Origin of the sequence: Pseudomonas sp. MIL9 (assembly GCF_016887925.1) — a bacterium.
Lineage (GTDB): Bacteria > Pseudomonadota > Gammaproteobacteria > Pseudomonadales > Pseudomonadaceae > Aquipseudomonas > Aquipseudomonas mohnii.
The window spans coordinates 79,373-96,552 of the sequence record NZ_JAFEHE010000020.1 but is presented as its reverse complement, the minus strand read 5'-3'; the positions used below and the strand labels follow the sequence as shown (position 1 = coordinate 96,552).

18 protein-coding genes are annotated in these 17,180 nt (G+C 59.5%); 10 read left to right on the top strand and 8 right to left on the bottom strand.

All coding sequences use genetic code 11. From position 1 onward, the window contains the following. The first annotated feature begins 9 nt into the window (after positions 1-9). Positions 10-1,389 carry an HlyD family type I secretion periplasmic adaptor subunit gene (locus tag JQF37_RS20045; RefSeq protein ID WP_130211287.1) on the top strand — a complete coding sequence of 460 codons (1,380 nt, stop codon included), beginning with the start codon at positions 10-12 and terminating at the stop codon, positions 1,387-1,389. Between the two features lie 131 nt (positions 1,390-1,520). Here the strand turns inward: JQF37_RS20045 and JQF37_RS20040 are convergent, their stop codons facing one another. Both JQF37_RS20040 and JQF37_RS20035 read right to left on the bottom strand, forming a co-directional pair. Continuing rightward, complete coding sequence (locus tag JQF37_RS20040; protein ID WP_130211288.1) at positions 1,521-2,117, bottom strand: DTW domain-containing protein; 597 nt, start codon at positions 2,115-2,117, stop codon at positions 1,521-1,523. A gap of 12 nt (positions 2,118-2,129) precedes the next feature. Then, positions 2,130-3,026, bottom strand: a complete 897-nt coding sequence (locus JQF37_RS20035) for a LysR family transcriptional regulator (protein ID WP_047532131.1) — start codon at positions 3,024-3,026, stop codon at positions 2,130-2,132. 343 nt (positions 3,027-3,369) lie between these two features. Between JQF37_RS20035 and speB the strand changes: the two genes are divergently transcribed. The 6 genes from speB to JQF37_RS20005 all read left to right on the top strand — a co-directional run bounded on the left by speB (position 3,370) and on the right by JQF37_RS20005 (position 8,930). Beyond that, the gene (gene speB / locus JQF37_RS20030) at positions 3,370-4,320 is read left to right on the top strand and encodes an agmatinase (RefSeq protein ID WP_047532133.1); all 951 of its coding nucleotides are present in this window, start codon (positions 3,370-3,372) and stop codon (positions 4,318-4,320) included. A gap of 9 nt (positions 4,321-4,329) precedes the next feature. Continuing rightward, positions 4,330-4,752, top strand: coding sequence for a nuclear transport factor 2 family protein (locus JQF37_RS20025; RefSeq protein ID WP_130211291.1), 423 nt, complete (start codon positions 4,330-4,332; stop codon positions 4,750-4,752). A 52-nt stretch (positions 4,753-4,804) separates the two neighbouring features. Beyond that, positions 4,805-6,316 carry a cytosine permease gene (locus JQF37_RS20020; protein ID WP_130211292.1) on the top strand — a complete coding sequence of 504 codons (1,512 nt, stop codon included), beginning with the start codon at positions 4,805-4,807 and terminating at the stop codon, positions 6,314-6,316. A 103-nt stretch (positions 6,317-6,419) separates the two neighbouring features. Then, positions 6,420-7,799, top strand: a complete 1,380-nt coding sequence (locus JQF37_RS20015; RefSeq protein ID WP_130211293.1) for a sodium:solute symporter — start codon at positions 6,420-6,422, stop codon at positions 7,797-7,799. Between the two features lie 84 nt (positions 7,800-7,883). Further along, on the top strand, positions 7,884-8,609 hold the full coding sequence (locus JQF37_RS20010) for an MBL fold metallo-hydrolase (protein WP_130211294.1): 726 nt from the start codon (positions 7,884-7,886) through the stop codon (positions 8,607-8,609). A gap of 69 nt (positions 8,610-8,678) precedes the next feature. Further along, positions 8,679-8,930, top strand: coding sequence for a phosphopantetheine-binding protein (locus JQF37_RS20005; RefSeq protein ID WP_130211295.1), 252 nt, complete (start codon positions 8,679-8,681; stop codon positions 8,928-8,930). A gap of 141 nt (positions 8,931-9,071) precedes the next feature. On the opposite strand, the gene JQF37_RS31730 is transcribed toward JQF37_RS20005, so the two are convergent. Together JQF37_RS31730 and JQF37_RS20000 are read right to left on the bottom strand one after the other, a co-directional pair. Beyond that, positions 9,072-9,200, bottom strand: coding sequence for a PA1414 family protein (locus JQF37_RS31730; protein WP_003184145.1), 129 nt, complete (start codon positions 9,198-9,200; stop codon positions 9,072-9,074). A gap of 139 nt (positions 9,201-9,339) precedes the next feature. Then, positions 9,340-10,233 carry a LysR family transcriptional regulator gene (locus JQF37_RS20000; RefSeq protein WP_130211296.1) on the bottom strand — a complete coding sequence of 298 codons (894 nt, stop codon included), beginning with the start codon at positions 10,231-10,233 and terminating at the stop codon, positions 9,340-9,342. Between the two features lie 103 nt (positions 10,234-10,336). Here JQF37_RS20000 and JQF37_RS19995 point away from each other — a divergent pair, with 103 nt between their 5' ends. After that, positions 10,337-11,518: an MFS transporter gene (locus tag JQF37_RS19995; protein ID WP_130211297.1), complete on the top strand. Its 1,182-nt coding sequence runs from the start codon at positions 10,337-10,339 to the stop codon at positions 11,516-11,518. Here the strand turns inward: JQF37_RS19995 and JQF37_RS19990 are convergent. The 4 genes from JQF37_RS19990 to JQF37_RS19975 all read right to left on the bottom strand — a co-directional run bounded on the left by JQF37_RS19990 (position 11,463) and on the right by JQF37_RS19975 (position 15,669). Next, positions 11,463-12,395: a DMT family transporter gene (locus tag JQF37_RS19990; RefSeq protein WP_130211298.1), complete on the bottom strand. Its 933-nt coding sequence runs from the start codon at positions 12,393-12,395 to the stop codon at positions 11,463-11,465. The genes JQF37_RS19995 and JQF37_RS19990 overlap by 56 nt on opposite strands. Before the next feature lie 168 nt (positions 12,396-12,563). Then, on the bottom strand, positions 12,564-14,009 hold the full coding sequence (locus tag JQF37_RS19985; RefSeq protein WP_130211299.1) for an NCS1 family nucleobase:cation symporter-1: 1,446 nt from the start codon (positions 14,007-14,009) through the stop codon (positions 12,564-12,566). Positions 14,010-14,365: 356 nt separating this feature from the next. Then, complete coding sequence (locus JQF37_RS19980) at positions 14,366-14,773, bottom strand: DUF2177 family protein (protein ID WP_223272734.1); 408 nt, start codon at positions 14,771-14,773, stop codon at positions 14,366-14,368. A gap of 59 nt (positions 14,774-14,832) precedes the next feature. After that, the gene (locus JQF37_RS19975; RefSeq protein ID WP_130211301.1) at positions 14,833-15,669 is read right to left on the bottom strand and encodes a S1-like domain-containing RNA-binding protein; all 837 of its coding nucleotides are present in this window, start codon (positions 15,667-15,669) and stop codon (positions 14,833-14,835) included. 350 nt (positions 15,670-16,019) lie between these two features. Between JQF37_RS19975 and JQF37_RS19970 the strand changes: the two genes are divergently transcribed. Together JQF37_RS19970 and JQF37_RS19965 are read left to right on the top strand one after the other, a co-directional pair. Next, positions 16,020-16,208, top strand: a complete 189-nt coding sequence (locus JQF37_RS19970) for a hypothetical protein (protein ID WP_017337097.1) — start codon at positions 16,020-16,022, stop codon at positions 16,206-16,208. 203 nt (positions 16,209-16,411) lie between these two features. Further along, on the top strand, positions 16,412-17,128 hold the full coding sequence (locus JQF37_RS19965; RefSeq protein WP_130211302.1) for a TorF family putative porin: 717 nt from the start codon (positions 16,412-16,414) through the stop codon (positions 17,126-17,128). Positions 17,129-17,180 lie beyond the last annotated feature (52 nt).

Sequence of the window (17,180 nt, the reverse complement as noted above, 5' to 3'; positions counted from 1 at the left end):
GAGCGACTCATGGCTCGTTCATCATCCGACAAGTCGCCTGCCCATTCGAAGGAGCGGGGTTACTTCGGCAGCTTCGCCAAAAGCGCCGAAAGCGAATTCATGCCGGAAACCGCCGGCGCTTCGCTGCAGGACTCACCGCGCTGGTCGCGGATCACCGTATGGCTGGCGGCAGGCTTGTTGATCAGCGCGCTGGTCTGGGCCAAATTCGCGGTGCTGCAGGAAGTCACCATGGGCGAAGGCAAGGCGATTCCGTCGAGCAAGGTTCAGGTGATCCAGAACCTTGAGGGCGGCATCGTCACCGAAATTTTCGTGCGTGAAGGGCAAATGGTGAACAAGGGCGATACCTTGCTGCGCCTGGATGACACGCGCTATCTGTCGAACAAGGGTGAAAGCGAGGCTGATCGCTATGCACTGACCGCACAGGTCGAACGCCTGTCGGCGGAGGCCGAAGGTCGGCCGTTCAAGCTGTCGGACGAAGTGATTGCCAAGGCGCCGCAGGTGGCCGAAGACGAACGTTCATTGTATGAACAACGGCAACGGCGACTGGCCAGCGAACAACGCACATTGAGCGAACAACTTCGGCAAAAAACCCAGGAACTGGCGGAATTTCGCTCGAAACAGGGGCAATACAGCTCAAGCCTGGCACTGCTGCAGCAAGAGATGAACATGTCCACGCCACTGGTGGGCACGGGGGCGGTGTCACCGGTGGAGATCCTGCGCCTCAAACGCAGCGCGGTGGAGATTCGCGGCTCGCTGAACGCCACCACCCTGGCCATTCCCCGCGCCGAATCGGCGATCAACGAGATCAAGAGCAAGATCGACGAGTCCGAACAAACCTTCCGTTCGGAAGCCGCCAAGGAGCTGAATGAGAAACGCACCGACCTGTCGAAAATCACCGCGTCGAGCATCGCCATCGACGACCGCGTGACCCGCACTACGGTAGTCTCGCCGGTTCACGGGATTATCAAAACGCTGAAGGTCAACACCATCGGCGGCGTGGTCCAGCCGGGCAGCGACATGGTGGAAATCGTGCCGCTGGAAGACAACCTGCTGATCGAGGCCAGAGTGCGGCCGCAAGACGTGGCGTTCCTGCATCCAGGCCAGAAAGCCATGGTCAAGTTCAGCGCCTACGACTACACCATCTACGGCGGCCTGAGCGCGAAGCTGGAATTGATCAGCGCCGACACCATCACCGATGACAAGGGCAACAGCTTCTATCTGATCCAGGTGCGTACCGACAAGAACCACCTGGGCGGGGATGCGAAACCGCTGTTGATCATTCCGGGGATGGTGGCGACGGTGGATATCATCACCGGGGAGAAAAGTGTGCTGGATTACCTGCTCAAACCGGTGCTCAAAGCGCGGACCGAGGCGATGCGCGAAAGGTAGTCCTCTTCAAATTCAGCGCTTCATCGCGAGCAAGCTCGCTCCCACACTGTTCTGCGGCGAACGCTAAATCGATGATTGCCGCGAAACCTGTGGGAGCGAGCTTGCTCGCGATGAGACTCGCCTGACAACGATTATTTCGCCCCATGATTACGCTCAAAAGTCTCCTTCCCCATCGCCGCAATCTGCCCCTCGATCAACGCTTCGAACGGCCTGAGCAACGGCTCGAACGACGCTGGTGCCTCAAGGGTTTCCAATGCCTGGACAATCGCCTCGATCGTCGACAACGCCCCCGGCCCGGGGGCCTTGCGCAGTCGGTAGCGGGACACGCCCCCCTCGGCCAGGGTCACCCTCGGCAACGCCGCCAGCAGCGGGTTGAGGTGCAATAGCTTGCGAGCCTTGCGCCAGGTGCCATCCGGGACCACCAGCAATATCGGTTCATCGGTGACGGCACTGGTTTGAATCGGCTGCGCGTCTTCGCCGGGAAACAGCAACCGCGCCTGATACCCCGGTTGATTCAACAGCACCGGCAAATCCTCGAATACCTCGCCTACCATCAGTTCGGCATTGTTCAAGCCCAACGCGGCCAGACGCGCGGTGTTCAGCGCGTGATTCACTTCACTCGGGTGTTGCAGCAACAACACACGGGTGCGGCTGTCGAGGCTCGGGACCAACGGGCACAGGCAATGGCTTTGCGGACGCAGGCAGCGGGGACATTGAATTCTGGACATCGCAACGTTTCCTTAAGCGGCCTGGTTGAGCTGCGCTTTGAGCAGATCGCGGAAGGTCTGGATCAGCGGCTCGCGACTGCGTCCACGGCGCACGATCATCGAGAACGGTGCCTGATAACCGAAGGTCGCCGGCAGCAACACCCGCAAGTCGCCCTTGTCCGCCCAGGCCTGGGCGTAATGCTCGGGCAAGTAACCGATGTAGGCGCCGGACAGCACCAGGATCAGCTGCGCCTCCATGCTCTCCACGGTGGCGGCGCTGTGCTTGAAGCCGTGCCGCGCCAGTTCGGCCTGGCTCCAGTAACCGCGACCGACCATGCGTTGCTGGGTGATGACCTGCTCGGGAATACGCCGCTCATTGAACAGCGGATGCCGGGCACTGCAATACAACCAATGCTGTTCGCGGTAGAGCGGCATGTACACCAGGCCGCTCATGCGCGTGGAGAACGCACCGATGGCCAGATCAAGACGGTTGTCCTGCACGCCGAGTTGCAATTCGTAGGGGCTCATGACCGACAAGTGCAAATGCACTGCCGGGTGTTCCTGACTGTAGGCGCCAATGGCTTCGGCGAACGGCAAGGCCTTGTCGCTGACGGTGGAGTCGATCACCCCCAGGTTCAGCGTCCCGCGCAATTCGCCCTTGAGCGCGGCGGCGTATTGTTCGAAGCCCTCCAGCTCGCCCAGTAACCGCAAGGTTTCCTGATGAAACAGCTCGCCCTTGCTGGTGAGGCTGAAACCGCCACGGCCGCGATGGCACAGCACCAGGCCCAGCGCGGCTTCGAGCTGGCTCATGTAAGTGCTGATGGCCGACGTCGAGAGATTGAGCTCTTGCTGGGCGTTGGCGAAACCCTGATGACGCACCACGCTGACGAAAATGCGCAATAGTTTCAGATCGGGTAAAGCGTTGGCCATGGAAGACTCCGAAAACTGGGGGCGCGCAATGCTCGAATCCATAGAGAACCTTGTGGGAGCGAGCCTGTTCGCGAAGAGGGCGTTAGGCCAACAACGAAGTTGACTAGCCCCACCGCCTTCGCGAGCAGGCTCGCTCCAACAAGATTGGTTCCTGGCATCGTTTGCGTTGGCGTGAAGTCTATCGCTGCCACCTCCATTAGTTTAGAAAAATCTGAACTAAGTATTTGCGCGGAGCGATTCTTCCCCGTCACTACATTTCGCAGAATCGGCTCCCAGCGGTGCCCGTGCCTACTGTGAACGGTGTATCCGACATAAATAAAACAACGACGATGAGGCCTTACCCGTGGACAAGATTCTTCACCAACCACTGGGCGGCAACGAAATGCCGCGCTTCGGCGGCATCGCCACCATGATGCGACTCCCCCACTTGAATACCGCTGCCGGTCTGGACGCTGCCTTCGTAGGCGTGCCATTGGACATTGGCACTTCCCTGCGCCCTGGCACCCGTTTCGGGCCTCGCGAAATCCGCGCTGAATCGGTCATGATTCGCCCGTACAACATGGCCACTGGCGCAGCACCGTTCGACTCGCTGTCGGTTGCCGACATCGGCGACATCGCGATCAACACCTTCAACCTGCTGGATGCCGTACGGATCATCGAAGAATCCTACGACAACATCCTCGAACACGACGTGATCCCGCTGACCCTGGGCGGTGACCACACCATCACCCTGCCGATCCTGCGCGCCATCCATAAAAAGCACGGCAAGGTCGGCCTGGTGCACATCGACGCCCACGCCGATGTGAACGATCACATGTTCGGCGAGAAAATCGCCCATGGCACCACCTTCCGTCGCGCCGTTGAAGAAGGCCTGCTGGATCCGGACCGAGTTGTGCAGATCGGTCTGCGCGCCCAGGGCTACACCGCTGACGACTTCAACTGGAGCCGCAACCAGGGCTTCCGCGTGGTTCAGGCCGAAGAGTGCTGGCACAAATCCCTGGCGCCGCTGATGGCCGAAGTTCGCGAGAAAGTCGGCGGCGGCCCGGTGTACCTGAGCTTCGACATCGACGGCATCGACCCGGCCTGGGCGCCTGGGACCGGCACCCCGGAAATCGGTGGCCTGACGACCATTCAGGCAATCGAGATCGTGCGTGGCTGCCAAGGCCTCGACCTGGTCGGTTGCGATCTGGTAGAAGTCTCGCCCGCTTACGACACCACCGGCAACACCTCGCTGCTGGCCGCCAACCTGCTGTACGAGATGCTCTGCGTACTGCCTGGCGTGGTCCATCGCTGAGGATGGGTGATGAACGAACGTGATCAGGTATTGAAAGCCGCCGCCGATCTGGTGTCTGCCTTCGCTCGTAACGATCGCGAAGCCTACTTCGGTGCCTTCAGCTCTGACGCCAGCTTCGTCTTCTACACCCTCGAACAGCCCCTGCTGTCGCGCGATGCCTATCAGGCATTGTGGGACAGCTGGCGTGCCGAGGATGGTTTCGAGGTGCTGTCGTGCACCTCGAGCAACGCCTTCGTCAGCCTGCAAGGTGATGTGGCGATTATCATCCATGACGTAGCCACCGAGCTGCGCATGCAAGGGGAGCAACACTTCAGCCAGGAGCGCGAGACGATTGTTTTCAAGAAACAAGCGTCTGGCCAAGAACAACAAGGCCTATGGCTGGCCTGCCACGAACATTTGTCCGCGATGCCGGAAGGGCTGCCAACCCCTTAGAAACAGGCGACGCTCACACACGATGAGCGCGCCTTTATGATCGGAGCAGATCATGAATAACAAAAACAACGACCAAAGCCTTACGCAAATTGAAACCCACGGGGTCGAACAGATCCCGGACAACGAACGCACCGCAGGCCCGACGGACTTGTTCCGGATGATCTTCGGTGGTTCGAATACCTTTGCTACCGCCGTACTCGGCAGCTTCCCGGTGTTGTTCGGCCTGTCTTTCCAGGCAGGCGTCTGGGCGATTGTGCTGGGCGTGTTGCTGGGTTCGCTGATCCTCGCGCCAATGGGCCTGTTCGGCCCGATCAACGGCACCAACAACGCCGTGTCTTCCGGTGCGCACTTCGGCGTGCACGGGCGGATCGTCGGTTCGTTCCTGTCGCTGTTGACCGCCATCGCCTTCTTCTCGCTTTCGGTGTGGAGTTCGGGCGATGCGCTGATCGGTGGCGCCAAACGCCTGATCGGCCTTCCGGAAACCGACCTGACCCTGGGCCTGGCCTACGGTCTGTTCGCGATCCTGGTGCTGACCGTTTGCATCTATGGTTTCCGTTTTCTGCTGTGGGTCAACAAGATCGCGGTGTGGAGCGCCAGCCTGCTGTTCCTGCTGGGTGTCTTCGCCTTCGCCGGTCCTTTCGATGTGAACTACGCCGGCACCGTCAACATGGGCCAGCCAGGTTTCTGGGCGGCGTTCATCGGTGCGGCACTGGTGGCCATGAGCAACCCGATTTCCTTCGGCGCGTTCCTCGGCGACTGGTCGCGCTACATCCCGCGTGAAACGTCCAAGCGCCGGATCATGGCCGCAGTGGTGATCTCGCAGATCGCGACATTCATCCCGTTCCTGTTCGGCCTGGCCACCGCGACCATCGTAGCGATCAAGGCCCCGGACTACATCGCGGCCAACAACTACGTCGGCGGCCTGCTGGCGGTCTCGCCGAACTGGTTCTTCCTGCCGGTGTGCCTGATTGCGGTGATCGGCGGCATGTCCACCGGCACCACGTCGCTCTACGGCACCGGGCTGGACATGTCCAGCGTGTTCCCGCGAGTGCTGTCACGGGTCAAGGCCACGCTGCTGATCGGTGTGATGTCGATTGCCTTCATCTTCATCGGGCGCTTCGCGGCGAACCTGGTGCAGAGCGTGTCGACCTTCGCGGTGCTGATCATCACCTGCACCACCCCGTGGATGGTGATCATGATCATCGGCCTGCTGGTGCGTCGCGGCTTCTACTGCCCGGATGACCTGCAAGTGTTTACCCGCGGCGAAAAAGGTGGCCGCTACTGGTTCACCCACGGCTGGAACTGGCGTGGCCTGGGTGCCTGGATCCCGAGTGCGGCCGTCGGCCTGTGCTTCGTGAACCTGCCGGGGCAATTTGTCGGGCCGCTGGGCGAAATGGCCGGCGGAATCGACATCAGCCTGCCGGTCACCCTGGGGCTTGCCTCGCTGGTGTACCTGGCATTGCTGAGCCTGTTTCCGGAATCGGCTGCGGTGTTCGGCCCGAATGATCCACGCAGCAAAAGCACGGACCCGCTCGCAAAACCGGCGACGCGGCAAGCTGCCTGATCAAACGCATTACCTGTGGTCAACACGTTCCCACAGGAACGGGTGGTTCCACAGGGATTGATTTCAGTTCCACTATAAAAAAGACAATCGGAGACACGCCATCATGGCATTGGATTTATTCGTCGTACTCATCTACGCCGCCGCGATGCTGCTACTCGGCTACTACGGCATGCGCAAGGCCAAGACCCACGAAGACTACCTGGTCGCCGGTCGTAACCTCGGCCCGGGCCTGTACATGGGCACCATGGCCGCTACCGTCCTCGGTGGCGCGTCCACCGTAGGCACCGTGCGTCTGGGCTACGTGCACGGCATCTCCGGTTTCTGGCTCTGCGCCGCACTGGGTTGCGGGATCATCGCGTTGAACCTGTTCCTCGCCAAACCACTGCTGAAACTGAAAGTGTTTACCGTCACCCAAGTGCTGGAAAAACGCTATAACCCGATGGCCCGTACCGCCAGCGCGACCATCATGCTGGCCTACGCCCTGATGATCGGCGTGGTTTCAATTCTGGCCATCGGTACCGTACTGCAAGTGCTGTTTGACCTGCCGTTCTGGGTCTCTGTACTGGTCGGTGGCGGTATCGTCGTCATTTACTCGACCATCGGCGGCATGTGGTCATTGACCCTGACCGACATCGTCCAGTTCGGTATCCAGACCGTCGGTCTGATGTTCCTGTTGCTGCCAATCTGCCTGTACCGTGTGGGTGGCTGGGATCAATTGGTCGCGCAATTACCGGCCGCCAGCTTCAACTTCACCAGCATTGGCTGGGACACCATCATCACCTACTTCATGATCTACTTCTTCGGCATCCTGATCGGTCAGGACATCTGGCAACGGGTGTTCACCGCCAAGAGCGAAAAAGTGGCGCAGTACGCCGGCACCTCGGCGGGTATCTACTGCATCATCTATGGCCTGGTTTGCGCACTGATAGGCATGGCTGCACACGTGCTGATCCCGGACCTGGACAACGTCAACAACGCCTTCGCCGCTATCGTCAAAATCTCGCTGCCGGACGGCATCCGTGGCCTGGTGATCGCAGCTGCCCTGGCGGCCATGATGTCCACCGCCAGCGCCGGCTTGCTGGCGGCGTCCACCACCTTGACTGAAGACTTGCTGCCAAAATTGCGCGGCGGTAAAGAGTCGAACATTGCCACCAACCGCTTGTTCACCCTGCTGACCGGTATCGTCGTGCTGGGCATCGCACTGGTGGTCAATGACGTGATCAGCGCGCTGACCCTGGCCTACAACCTGCTGGTCGGCGGCATGCTGATCCCGCTGATGGGGGCGATTTTCTGGAGACGCGCCACCACGGCCGGTGCAATCGCCGCCATGGCATTGGGCTTTTTTACCGCCCTGATCTTCATGTTCAAGGACGGAATGGATGCCAACTCACCGATCTACTACAGCCTCGGTGTCAGCCTGGTGAGCTTCGTGATGGTCAGCCTGATGTCCCGTCGCCCGGTGACACTGGCAAGCGCCGCCTAAGCTGAATATAACGACTTGATGCTTTCTTCGGCGGGTGTGGCGTCGGTTGCCACACCCGTTTTTTTCGTCTGAAGGAAACCGCTTATGAAAATCGTCCGCCGCGATCAGTGGTTCGAAGTCAAACAGCTCAGTGATGGCATCCGCCTGATTCACGAGCCGTTCATCCGGCCCTTCTACCGCTGCAACCTCTGGCACATTCATGGCCGAGACAAGGACCTGCTGCTGGACAGCGGCTCAGGGCTGGTCAGCCTGCGCGAGCAATTGCCGTGGATCACCGAGCGGCCGTTGGTAGCGGTGGCCAGTCATTGCCATTTCGATCATATCGCCGGGCATCACGAATTTTCCGAGCGCCTGGTGCATCCCGCCGAAGCGGACATCCTCGCCGCGCCGGACGGCGAAAACGACTTGAGCAGGGCGTTCGTCGGTGACGATATGTTCGAGGCACATCCGGACTGCCCGCTTTGCTACGCCGAATACAGCGTCAAGGCCGCGCCGGCCACGGGTTTTGTCGAAGACGGGGATGTACTGGATCTGGGCAATCGGGTATTGCAGGTTGTGCACACGCCAGGACACTCGCCGGGCGGCATCTGCCTGTACGAAGCGGCGACCGAGACCCTGTTCAGCGGCGACATCATTTATGACGGACCGTTGATCGAAGACGCCTACCACTCCAACCTCGACGACTACGCGCGCAGCCTGCAACGCTTGCGCACCCTGCCGATCCGCACAGTGCATGGCGGCCATTTCGGCAGTTTCTCCGGGGAACATTTGCGCCACATGATTGACGAGTGGCAACGCTCACACGGCTGAAGCCTGCTGTACTCACTTTCAGGACATTCAACGCAGGGACAACAACGATAACGCCCTCGAAGAACCATCATGAAAAAGGCTGCCGTTCGTGCCGCAGTGCATCACTTCATCAGCCGTCTGCTGGAGAGTCAGGATGACTTCGACGACAACGCCAGCCTGGCGGAGTTGGGATTGGATAAAACGGATATCGAAGAGTTGATCTTCCACCTGGAAGACGAGTTCGGCTTGACGGCGTTTACCGCCGAAGAGGACCGACTGCTCAAGACGGCCAGGACGGCCAGAGACTTGAGTCGGTTTTTGCTGGAAATTGGCAGACATTAACGATCATGATCGCCGTTTGAAACAATCCGTACGCGCCCCTGCAGGAGCAAGGTTGCTCGCGAAAACTCCCAGGCGACGCGTACTTCCGGACAACCAGCGTTATCGTTAACGTCCATCGCGAGCGGGCTCGCTCCTACAGGATTACCGGCGACGCGGCTGACGCCGGCGTTGTTCGTCGTCCGTGCGAATTGGCACAGGTTGCAGAGGCGGTTCGATCAAACCGAGTGCGACACCCAGGTCATGCAGCCAGTTCTGAATTTTCTCTTTCATGATGCCCCCTTCAGGGTAGTGCCGAGAGGCCGGAATTCTGTAGCCCCTTCGCACTGATAATAGTCTGAAGTGCTGTGCAATGCTCAATCAAATTGGCAATGATCTGTTACTGAATCGATCACAATTGACCAATGTCAACTCAGGCAATCGCACGCGCCTGACTCTGCGCCGACGGATAGACCGCCTGTTGCTGCTCGATCCACGCATTCAGGTTGGCCCCGACCATGCCCTTGCGCCACATCAGCCACGTGGTCGCCGTGGCAAAAGGCTCGGCCAGCGGGTGTACCGCCACGCTTTCACGGCCCGGCAGACTGGCGAGCATCGACTCCGACATCAGCGCCACCCCGGAACCGGCAATCACGCACGCAAGCATCCCGGGATAGGACTCGATCTCCATGGCCCGCCCCATCGCTGCGTGATCATGGGAAAACCACGACTCCAGGCGCATCCGGTAAGAGCAGCCCTGACGAAAGGTGAACACCGAACGCCCTTCCACATCCCGCGCGCTGAGCACCGGTGGGTGGTCGGCCTCGCTGACCAGTACCAGTTTCTCTTCGCACAACAGCACACCGTCCAATCCCGCCAGCTCCGGCGGCCCGTCCACCAGCGCCGCATCGAGCCGGCCGGTCAGCAAGCCCTCCAGCAATTCGCCACTGGGCCCGGACTGCACCTGAAGGTTCACCGCCGGGTAGGTTCGGTGATAACGCGCCAATAGCGCCGGAAGGTGAATCGCAGCGGTGCTGTACATGGTGCCGAGCACGAAGTCGCCGGCCGGTTGCCCCCCCTGAACGGCGGCGTGAGCTTCATCGTGCAAGGCAAACAACTTGGTGGTGTAGTCCAGCAGGACTTTTCCCGCAGGCGAGAGCTGCAAACGCTGACGCTCGCGCAGGAACAGTTCGACCCCCAGTTGCTCTTCCAGCTGTTTAAGCCGGGTCGACAGGTTGGACGGCACCCGGTGCAGGCGTTCAGCAGCACGGGTGATGGACTCTTCCTCCGCCACCGCCTGGAAAATTCGCAATTGACTGAATTCCACGCCATTCTCCAAACAAGAACAAGTTACTCACTATTATTCATTTTTAAAGAATGTCAATCAGTCCTAGCCTGACGGTCATTGATCCTCTGCTGGAACTCATGCCATGTCTCCGTTGATCCGCTTGCTTGCCTGTTTTGTCGCATTAATGATGGCCATGGGCATCGGCCGTTTTGCCCTGACGCCGCAACTGCCGCATCTGCTCAGCGAAGGCCAGATCGACCTGACCGCCGCCGGACTGATTGCCGCCGCCAATTACCTGGGCTACTTCGTCGGTGCCGTGGACGCGATGTTCTCTCGTCGTCCCGAGCAAGTGCGCCGTCGCCTGCTGGGCGGTCTGTGGCTGTGTGTGCTGTTGACCCTGGCGTCGTTCTGGGCCAACGGGTTCTGGTCGCATCTGTTGCTGCGCTTTGGCACCGGCGTGGCCAGCGCCTGGGTATTGGTGATGATTACCGCGCTGAGTCAGCCACTGGCGGCTGCCGCCGGGCGTCCGCGTCTCGGCGCCGTGGTATTTGCCGGACCGGGTCTGGGGATTTTCCTGACCGGGTTGCTGGCCTTGGTCGCGAACCTCTTGGGCCAGACGTCCGCCACTTTGTGGCTGGTGTATGCCGCCGTCGCCCTGCTGATGTTGTTGGGGGTTTTGCGCTTCCTGCCGCAGCCAGGCCCGGCCGTGCCCGCCCCTGAAAGCGTTGTCAGTACGGGTAATCGAGGCATCGGCCGTTTAGGCGTGGTCTATGGGTTGTACGGCTTGGGCTACATCATCCCGGCCACTTTTCTGTCGCAAATGGCCAACGCGCAATTCCACGGGCATTGGCAGGCCGATCTGTTCTGGCCGTGCTTCGGCCTGGCAGCGGCGATTGGCGTGGTGTTGGTGAGTCTGCGCCGACAAGCGGCCAATACCACGCGTCAATGGCTGACCCTGACCTTATGGATGCAAGCCGCCGGGGTCTTCGCTTGCCTGCTGGGCAATGGTCCGGGACTCGCGCTGGGAGTGATCTTGTGTGGCACACCGTTCCTGGCCTGCATGCAGTTGGTGATGCAACGTTCACGGGAGCTGGCGCCCCACGCCAGCCAACGCAACGCCGGGTTGCTGACCGCCTGCTTTGCCGTGGGCCAGCTCAGCGGGCCGTTGCTGGCAGCATTGAGCAGCCATTTCAGCGGTGGCTTGCAACCTGCGCTGGTGATCGCCGGCAGTGGCTTGCTGCTGGCCGGCGGGTTGCTCCTGAGCCCGGTCAGTGCTGGCCAAGCGCTTTGCGCAAACGGCGACGCACCCACTGCTCAGCGCTGACAAACGTGATGCCGAGCAGCACCAGCACTGCCCCGATGACAAAGTTGAGGCTCAGTTTTTCGCCCAGCAGCACCACGCCGAACGTGACGCCGAACAACGGCGTCATGAACGAAAAAACCGCCAGGTTCGCCGCCAGATACCGGCGCAACAGCCAGAACCAGGTCAGATAGCTGAAGAACGACACCACCAGGCCTTGAAACAACACACTGGCCACTGCCACGGTGGTCAGGCTGACGTGGGTGATCTGACCGCTGAGCAGCGCGATCAACAGCAGCCCGACGAAGCCGACGATCAACTGGTAAAACAAGGTCAGGGTTACCGGTGCTTCCGACAATCGCGAAGCACGCACCACCACCGTGGTGGCCCCCCAGGCGGCACCCGCCAATACCCCCAGCGCATCGCCCATCAGCATGCGGTGATCGAGGTTGGCCCAGGACACGCCACCGGCAAACGCAATGGCGATACCGACGAAGGCGAGGAAGATTCCCAACCACTGCACCGGTCTCAAGCGCTCGCTCGGCAACAGCCAATGCACACCCAGCGCGGTAAAAATCGGCGCGGTATAGAGGAACACCGACATATGGGCCGCCGTGGTCAGTTGCAGGCCTTCGGAGATAAAGAAAAACTCCAGCCCAAACAGTGCCCCGGCCAACAGGCCGCCGCGCCAGGTAGTGCCGACTTGATCCCAGCCGCCCTTCCAGCAGATCAACAACCCGACGAGCAACGCGGACATGCCCGAACGCCCCGCTGCCTGCATGACCGGTGCGATATCAGGTGCCGCCCACTTGATCATCACCTGCTGAACGCCCCAGATCAGGCACAACCCGAGCATCACTTGCAGGGCAAATCCATCGGCGCTACGCCGGGCGACGCTCACCGCAAGACCTCAAAAACAACACACAACATGGCAGTGACTCGACAGTAAAAGCAAAGCCCCGAGCGGCTTGTCGAACAAGCGGCGTCGGGGCGAAAAATTATGCTGTCGATTATTAACCAGACGGCCAGAAATTTCCGCCTGATAGAGACCTTTAAATTCCCGCTTGCGTCATCCCGCCGTGACCAGCGGGAGAGATCGCTGCGCCTGCTCACGCTTGGCCAGCACGAAGAACAGTGCGCCCCCGAGGAAACAACCGGTGAACCAGGCAAAGTTGGCCATTGGTTGCAGGACCGGGGTGAACGTGATCGCCACGCCCATCAACGTCGCCGGAATCAGTGCCTTGACCGCCGTCCAGTTGACCCCGCCACTGTAGTAATAGCGCCCGGTCGGGCCATCGTTGAACAGTGCATCAACGTCGATCTGCTGTTTTTTGATCAGGTAGAAATCCACCAGCAGAATCCCGAACAACGGGCCAATGAACGCCGCCAGCACATCAAGGGTGTAGTGAATCACTTCGGGGTTGTTGAACAGGTTCCACGGGGTGATGAAGATCGACGCCACGGCCGCGATCATGCCGCCGGCACGCCAACTGATTTTACTCGGGGCGACGTTGGCGAAATCGAATGCAGGGGACACGAAGTTGGCGACGATGTTAATGCCGACGGTGGCGGTGACGAAGGCAAACGCGCCGAGCAACACGGCCACGCTGTTGTCGATCCGCGCCACGGTGGCAATCGGGTCGTGAAGCATTTCACCGAAGACAGGCAAGGTGCCGGAGACAATCACCACGGTCACCAGGGAGAACGCCAGAAAATTCACTGGCAGTCCCCAGAAATTTCCGCGACGTACGTCCTTCATACTCCGGCAGTAGCGACTGAAATCGCCGAAATTCAAGGTCGGCCCGGAAAAGTACGACACCACCAGGGCCATGGCCACGATCACTTGTCCGAACGCTTCCCAACCCGACAGGGACTTTTCCGCGAGGGTGAAACTGATGTTGCTCCAACCGGCCTGCCAGACAATCCACCCGGCGAGCAGGAACATCACGCCGTACACCACAGGGCCAGCCCAATCGATAAAACGGCGGATCGACTCCATGCCTGCCCAGAACACCAATGCCTGAACGAACCACAGGCTGAGGAAACCGAACCAGCCGAGGTAGGACAAACCGGCAAAATGTGGTTCTGCGTAGGCCGCCATCGAAGGAAAGAAGCGCAACACCACAATGATCAATGCGCTGGACGCCAGGTATGTCTGGATCCCGTACCAGGCCACCGCGATCAACCCGCGAATGACCGCCGGAATATTCGCCCCGAACACCCCGAACGCCAACCGGCAGATCACCGGATACGGCACGGCCGCTTGCTGACTCGGCCGGGCCACCAGGTTGGCGATCAACTGCACAATGCAAATCCCGCCCAGCAAGGCAATCAACACCTGCCAACTGGCCAGCCCCAGCGCGAACAGGCTGGCGGCGAATACATAACCGCCGACGCTGTGCACATCACTCATCCAGAAGGCGAAAATGTTGTACCAATTCCACTTCTGCGGCAGCGGTCCCAAGTCCTGGTTGTACAGGCGCGGGCTGTAGCCGTCGGGCATTTGCTCGGTCATTGCGTAGCTCCTCGAAAACACTCCCGACGTGATGCCAACATCACACTGCGTACGGGAGTTGTCATTGTTTGTATACGAGTTGCCACGCAGAATGCGTGCCATAGACGATAAATGTGTGACAAATCGCGGTTCTACGGGCGTTTTATGCAGGTAGATAAACGGCGATCTTTGCTCAGATATGCCCATGAACAGGGCACTGTCGCCTGCAAACGGTGCACATGTCATGTATACAGAGAGGGATAGCGGACTGCTGCTCAGTCAATCGTGATTGGGCCAAATCTGATTCTTGAACCGTTGCGCAGGCCAAAAGAGGGGAGCGAGCCTGCTTGCGATGACATTCGCCCAGCCAACACCGTTCATGACTTGCTCGCAGCCAGCGCATTCGCCACACGAAACCCCACAATGCAGGCAACGGCACTTGCCACCGCGCCCCACGCCATGTCCATCAATGCCAACCGCGCCGACCATCCTTGCAGGGTTGCCCAGTTGGACAAGTCATAGGTGCCGTAGGCCACCGCGCCCAACAATGCCCCCAGACGTGCGGCGTGTGGCCAGCTCCGCGCCGGCAACACCACAAACACCACACAACCGATGACATAGAGGAGATAAAACACAGTGGCCGGGGCCCACCGTGGTTGCTCGAGCATCAACGAACCGAGCAGCTCCCGATAAGTCGACGCCATAAGGACGCCCAGCCAGAGGCCATCGAGTACGAGAAACGCCGCCAGGGTGGCGACATAGGCTATGAGTGTTTTTTTCATCATCCCGCCCTTACAGGAGCCGCCGCCGGTTCGGGCCGCTCCTGCATGGGGCTGGCAAGCGCTTAGCTTAGTTCAATGCGATCGGCATGAATGACAATCTGGCCATTCTTGTACAAGGCACCAATGGCTTTCTTGAAGTTGCCTTTGCTGACACCGAACATGCTGGTGATCAGCGTGGGATCGCTCTTGTCACTGACCGCCAGGGTGCCATTGTTCTCGCGTAACTTGGCGAGGATCTTCGAGTTCAGACTGCTGGCTGCTTCCTGGCCAACCGGTTGCAGGCTCAGGCTGATCTTGCCGTCGGCCCGAACTTCCTTGATGAACCCCTTCTCTTCTTTACCGGCACGCATGAACTTGAAGATTTCGTTCTTGTGGATCAGGCCCCAGTGCTTGTTGTTGATGATCGCCTTGAACCCCATGTCGGTGGCTTCGGCGACCAGCAAATCCACTTCCTGGCCTGCGGTGTAGTTGGCCGGCGTCTTGTCCAGGTAACGGTCCAGGCGCGCCGTCGCGGTGATGCGGCGGGTGTGCTTATCCAGGTAGACATGCACCACGACGTATTCGCCCGCGGTCATCTGGCGCTTTTCTTCGGAATACGGCAGCAACAGATCCTTCGGCAGCCCCCAATCCAGGAACACACCGATACTGTTAACTTCAACAACTTTCAAACTGGCGAATTCACCCACCTGAACTTTCGGTTTTTCCGTAGTTGCAATGAGTTTGTCATCGCTGTCCAGATAAACAAAAACATTGAGCCAATCTTCATCTTCGCTGGGAATATCTTTTGGAATATAACGATTCGGCAGAAGGATTTCGCCATCCGCGCCACCGTCCAGATATAAACCGAAGTTAGTGTGTTTAACCACTTGCAAACTGTTGTAACGCCCGACTAAAGCCATGTTCAATACCCTCATTGCGTGGGCGCATTCTACCCGGTTTTACCGGGCGCGTTCGGTGCCCGGCCCGATGGCGCAGGAAAATCTCGCTCGACGCCTTGAATTCCATGGGTTCCGGCGCGTGGCGTGGCCGCTCGTCAGTCCATTCCCGCGATTTCAACCCTGGTCACTCACCGGCATAACAGCCATTTTCCCACCCTTGTTCTTAGTTAAAACAGCCGCTTAGGGGATTCTTCAAGAGAATAACTTGCGCTTGACCTCGCGCATGCCCGCAGTGCTTAAAGGGATATTTACCAAGCAAATAGCCGGCCTTTCCTGTACGATGCCTGGCCAAGTTAATTTTCTACAGGTTAATGGCCGCCATGCGCGTAAAAGCATCCAACAGCAAAGCAAAGCCAGCTCCAGCCGTCGAAACCAGCGAATCGATCAACAACCAGATTGCTGCGTTCCTCAAATCCGGCGGTGAAATCCAGCAAATTGCCAAAGGCGTCAGCGGCCAGACGTTCGGCCCGTCCAAGCAGATCACCCTGGGCAAGAAGTAATACCGGTAATACACCCGTCCTGAGGCGCTTTGAGCTTCGAAGCGCCTGGACTGGCACCCGCGCCACACCTCTTCTGTTTAATTAATCCGCAAAAATCGACGAACGGCCATCGACCCCGATGAATCGCCGGTATCCTTGCACGCGTCTAGATCAAGCGTTTCAGCAGGCCCGACGCCCTGAGCTCGCTGTTCATGGAGTGACGCATGCTCAAATCCACCTGTTTATTGCTTGCAGGCCTGCTGGCCGGCTCATCGGCGCACGCGCAAATTTTCCAGCGCGAGCTCGGCGACTTCGACCTCAAACTCGGAACCACCCCCAGCCGCAGCATGGCCCAAGGGCTGGTCAAGCCCTCGGCGGTCGGCTCCTTTCACGGCGGCCTCGACCTCAGCCACGACAGTGGCCTGTATTTCGGCCAGTACGCACCGAGCATGGGCATCTCGTCGGGCAAGAACCTCGAAATCGATTCCTACATCGGTTTTAAACAACCCTTCGACCAAACTCTCGGCTACGAGGTCGGGATGATCCACTACAGCTATCCCAAGGTGGACACCCTCGACAGCCAGGAACTGTTCGGCGGCCTGACCCTGCTCGGTAGCCGCTTCGGCGTGGCTTTCAGCAACGATCCGGACAAACAGAACAACACGCTATTCGCTGACCTTGGCGGCAATCAGCCGTTCGGCATCGGGATCAGCATGAAATACACCACCCATCAGTTGAACTCGCCGGTTTCGGTGGACGGTGGTTATGTGAGCAGTTTCACTGATTGGTCGGTGAAGTTTTCACGCCCGTTCATGGGCGTCGACCTTGACCTGATCTACAGCAACTCCAACCTCAGTGGCAGCGAGTGCTCGGCGTATTCCGGGCACAACAGCCAGTGCGATGGCCTGGTGACGCTCAAGGCCGAGCGCGCATTCTATTGATTGGCTGAACTGCCCGGCTCATCCTGCGATCACATGAGAATCAGACGCCCGG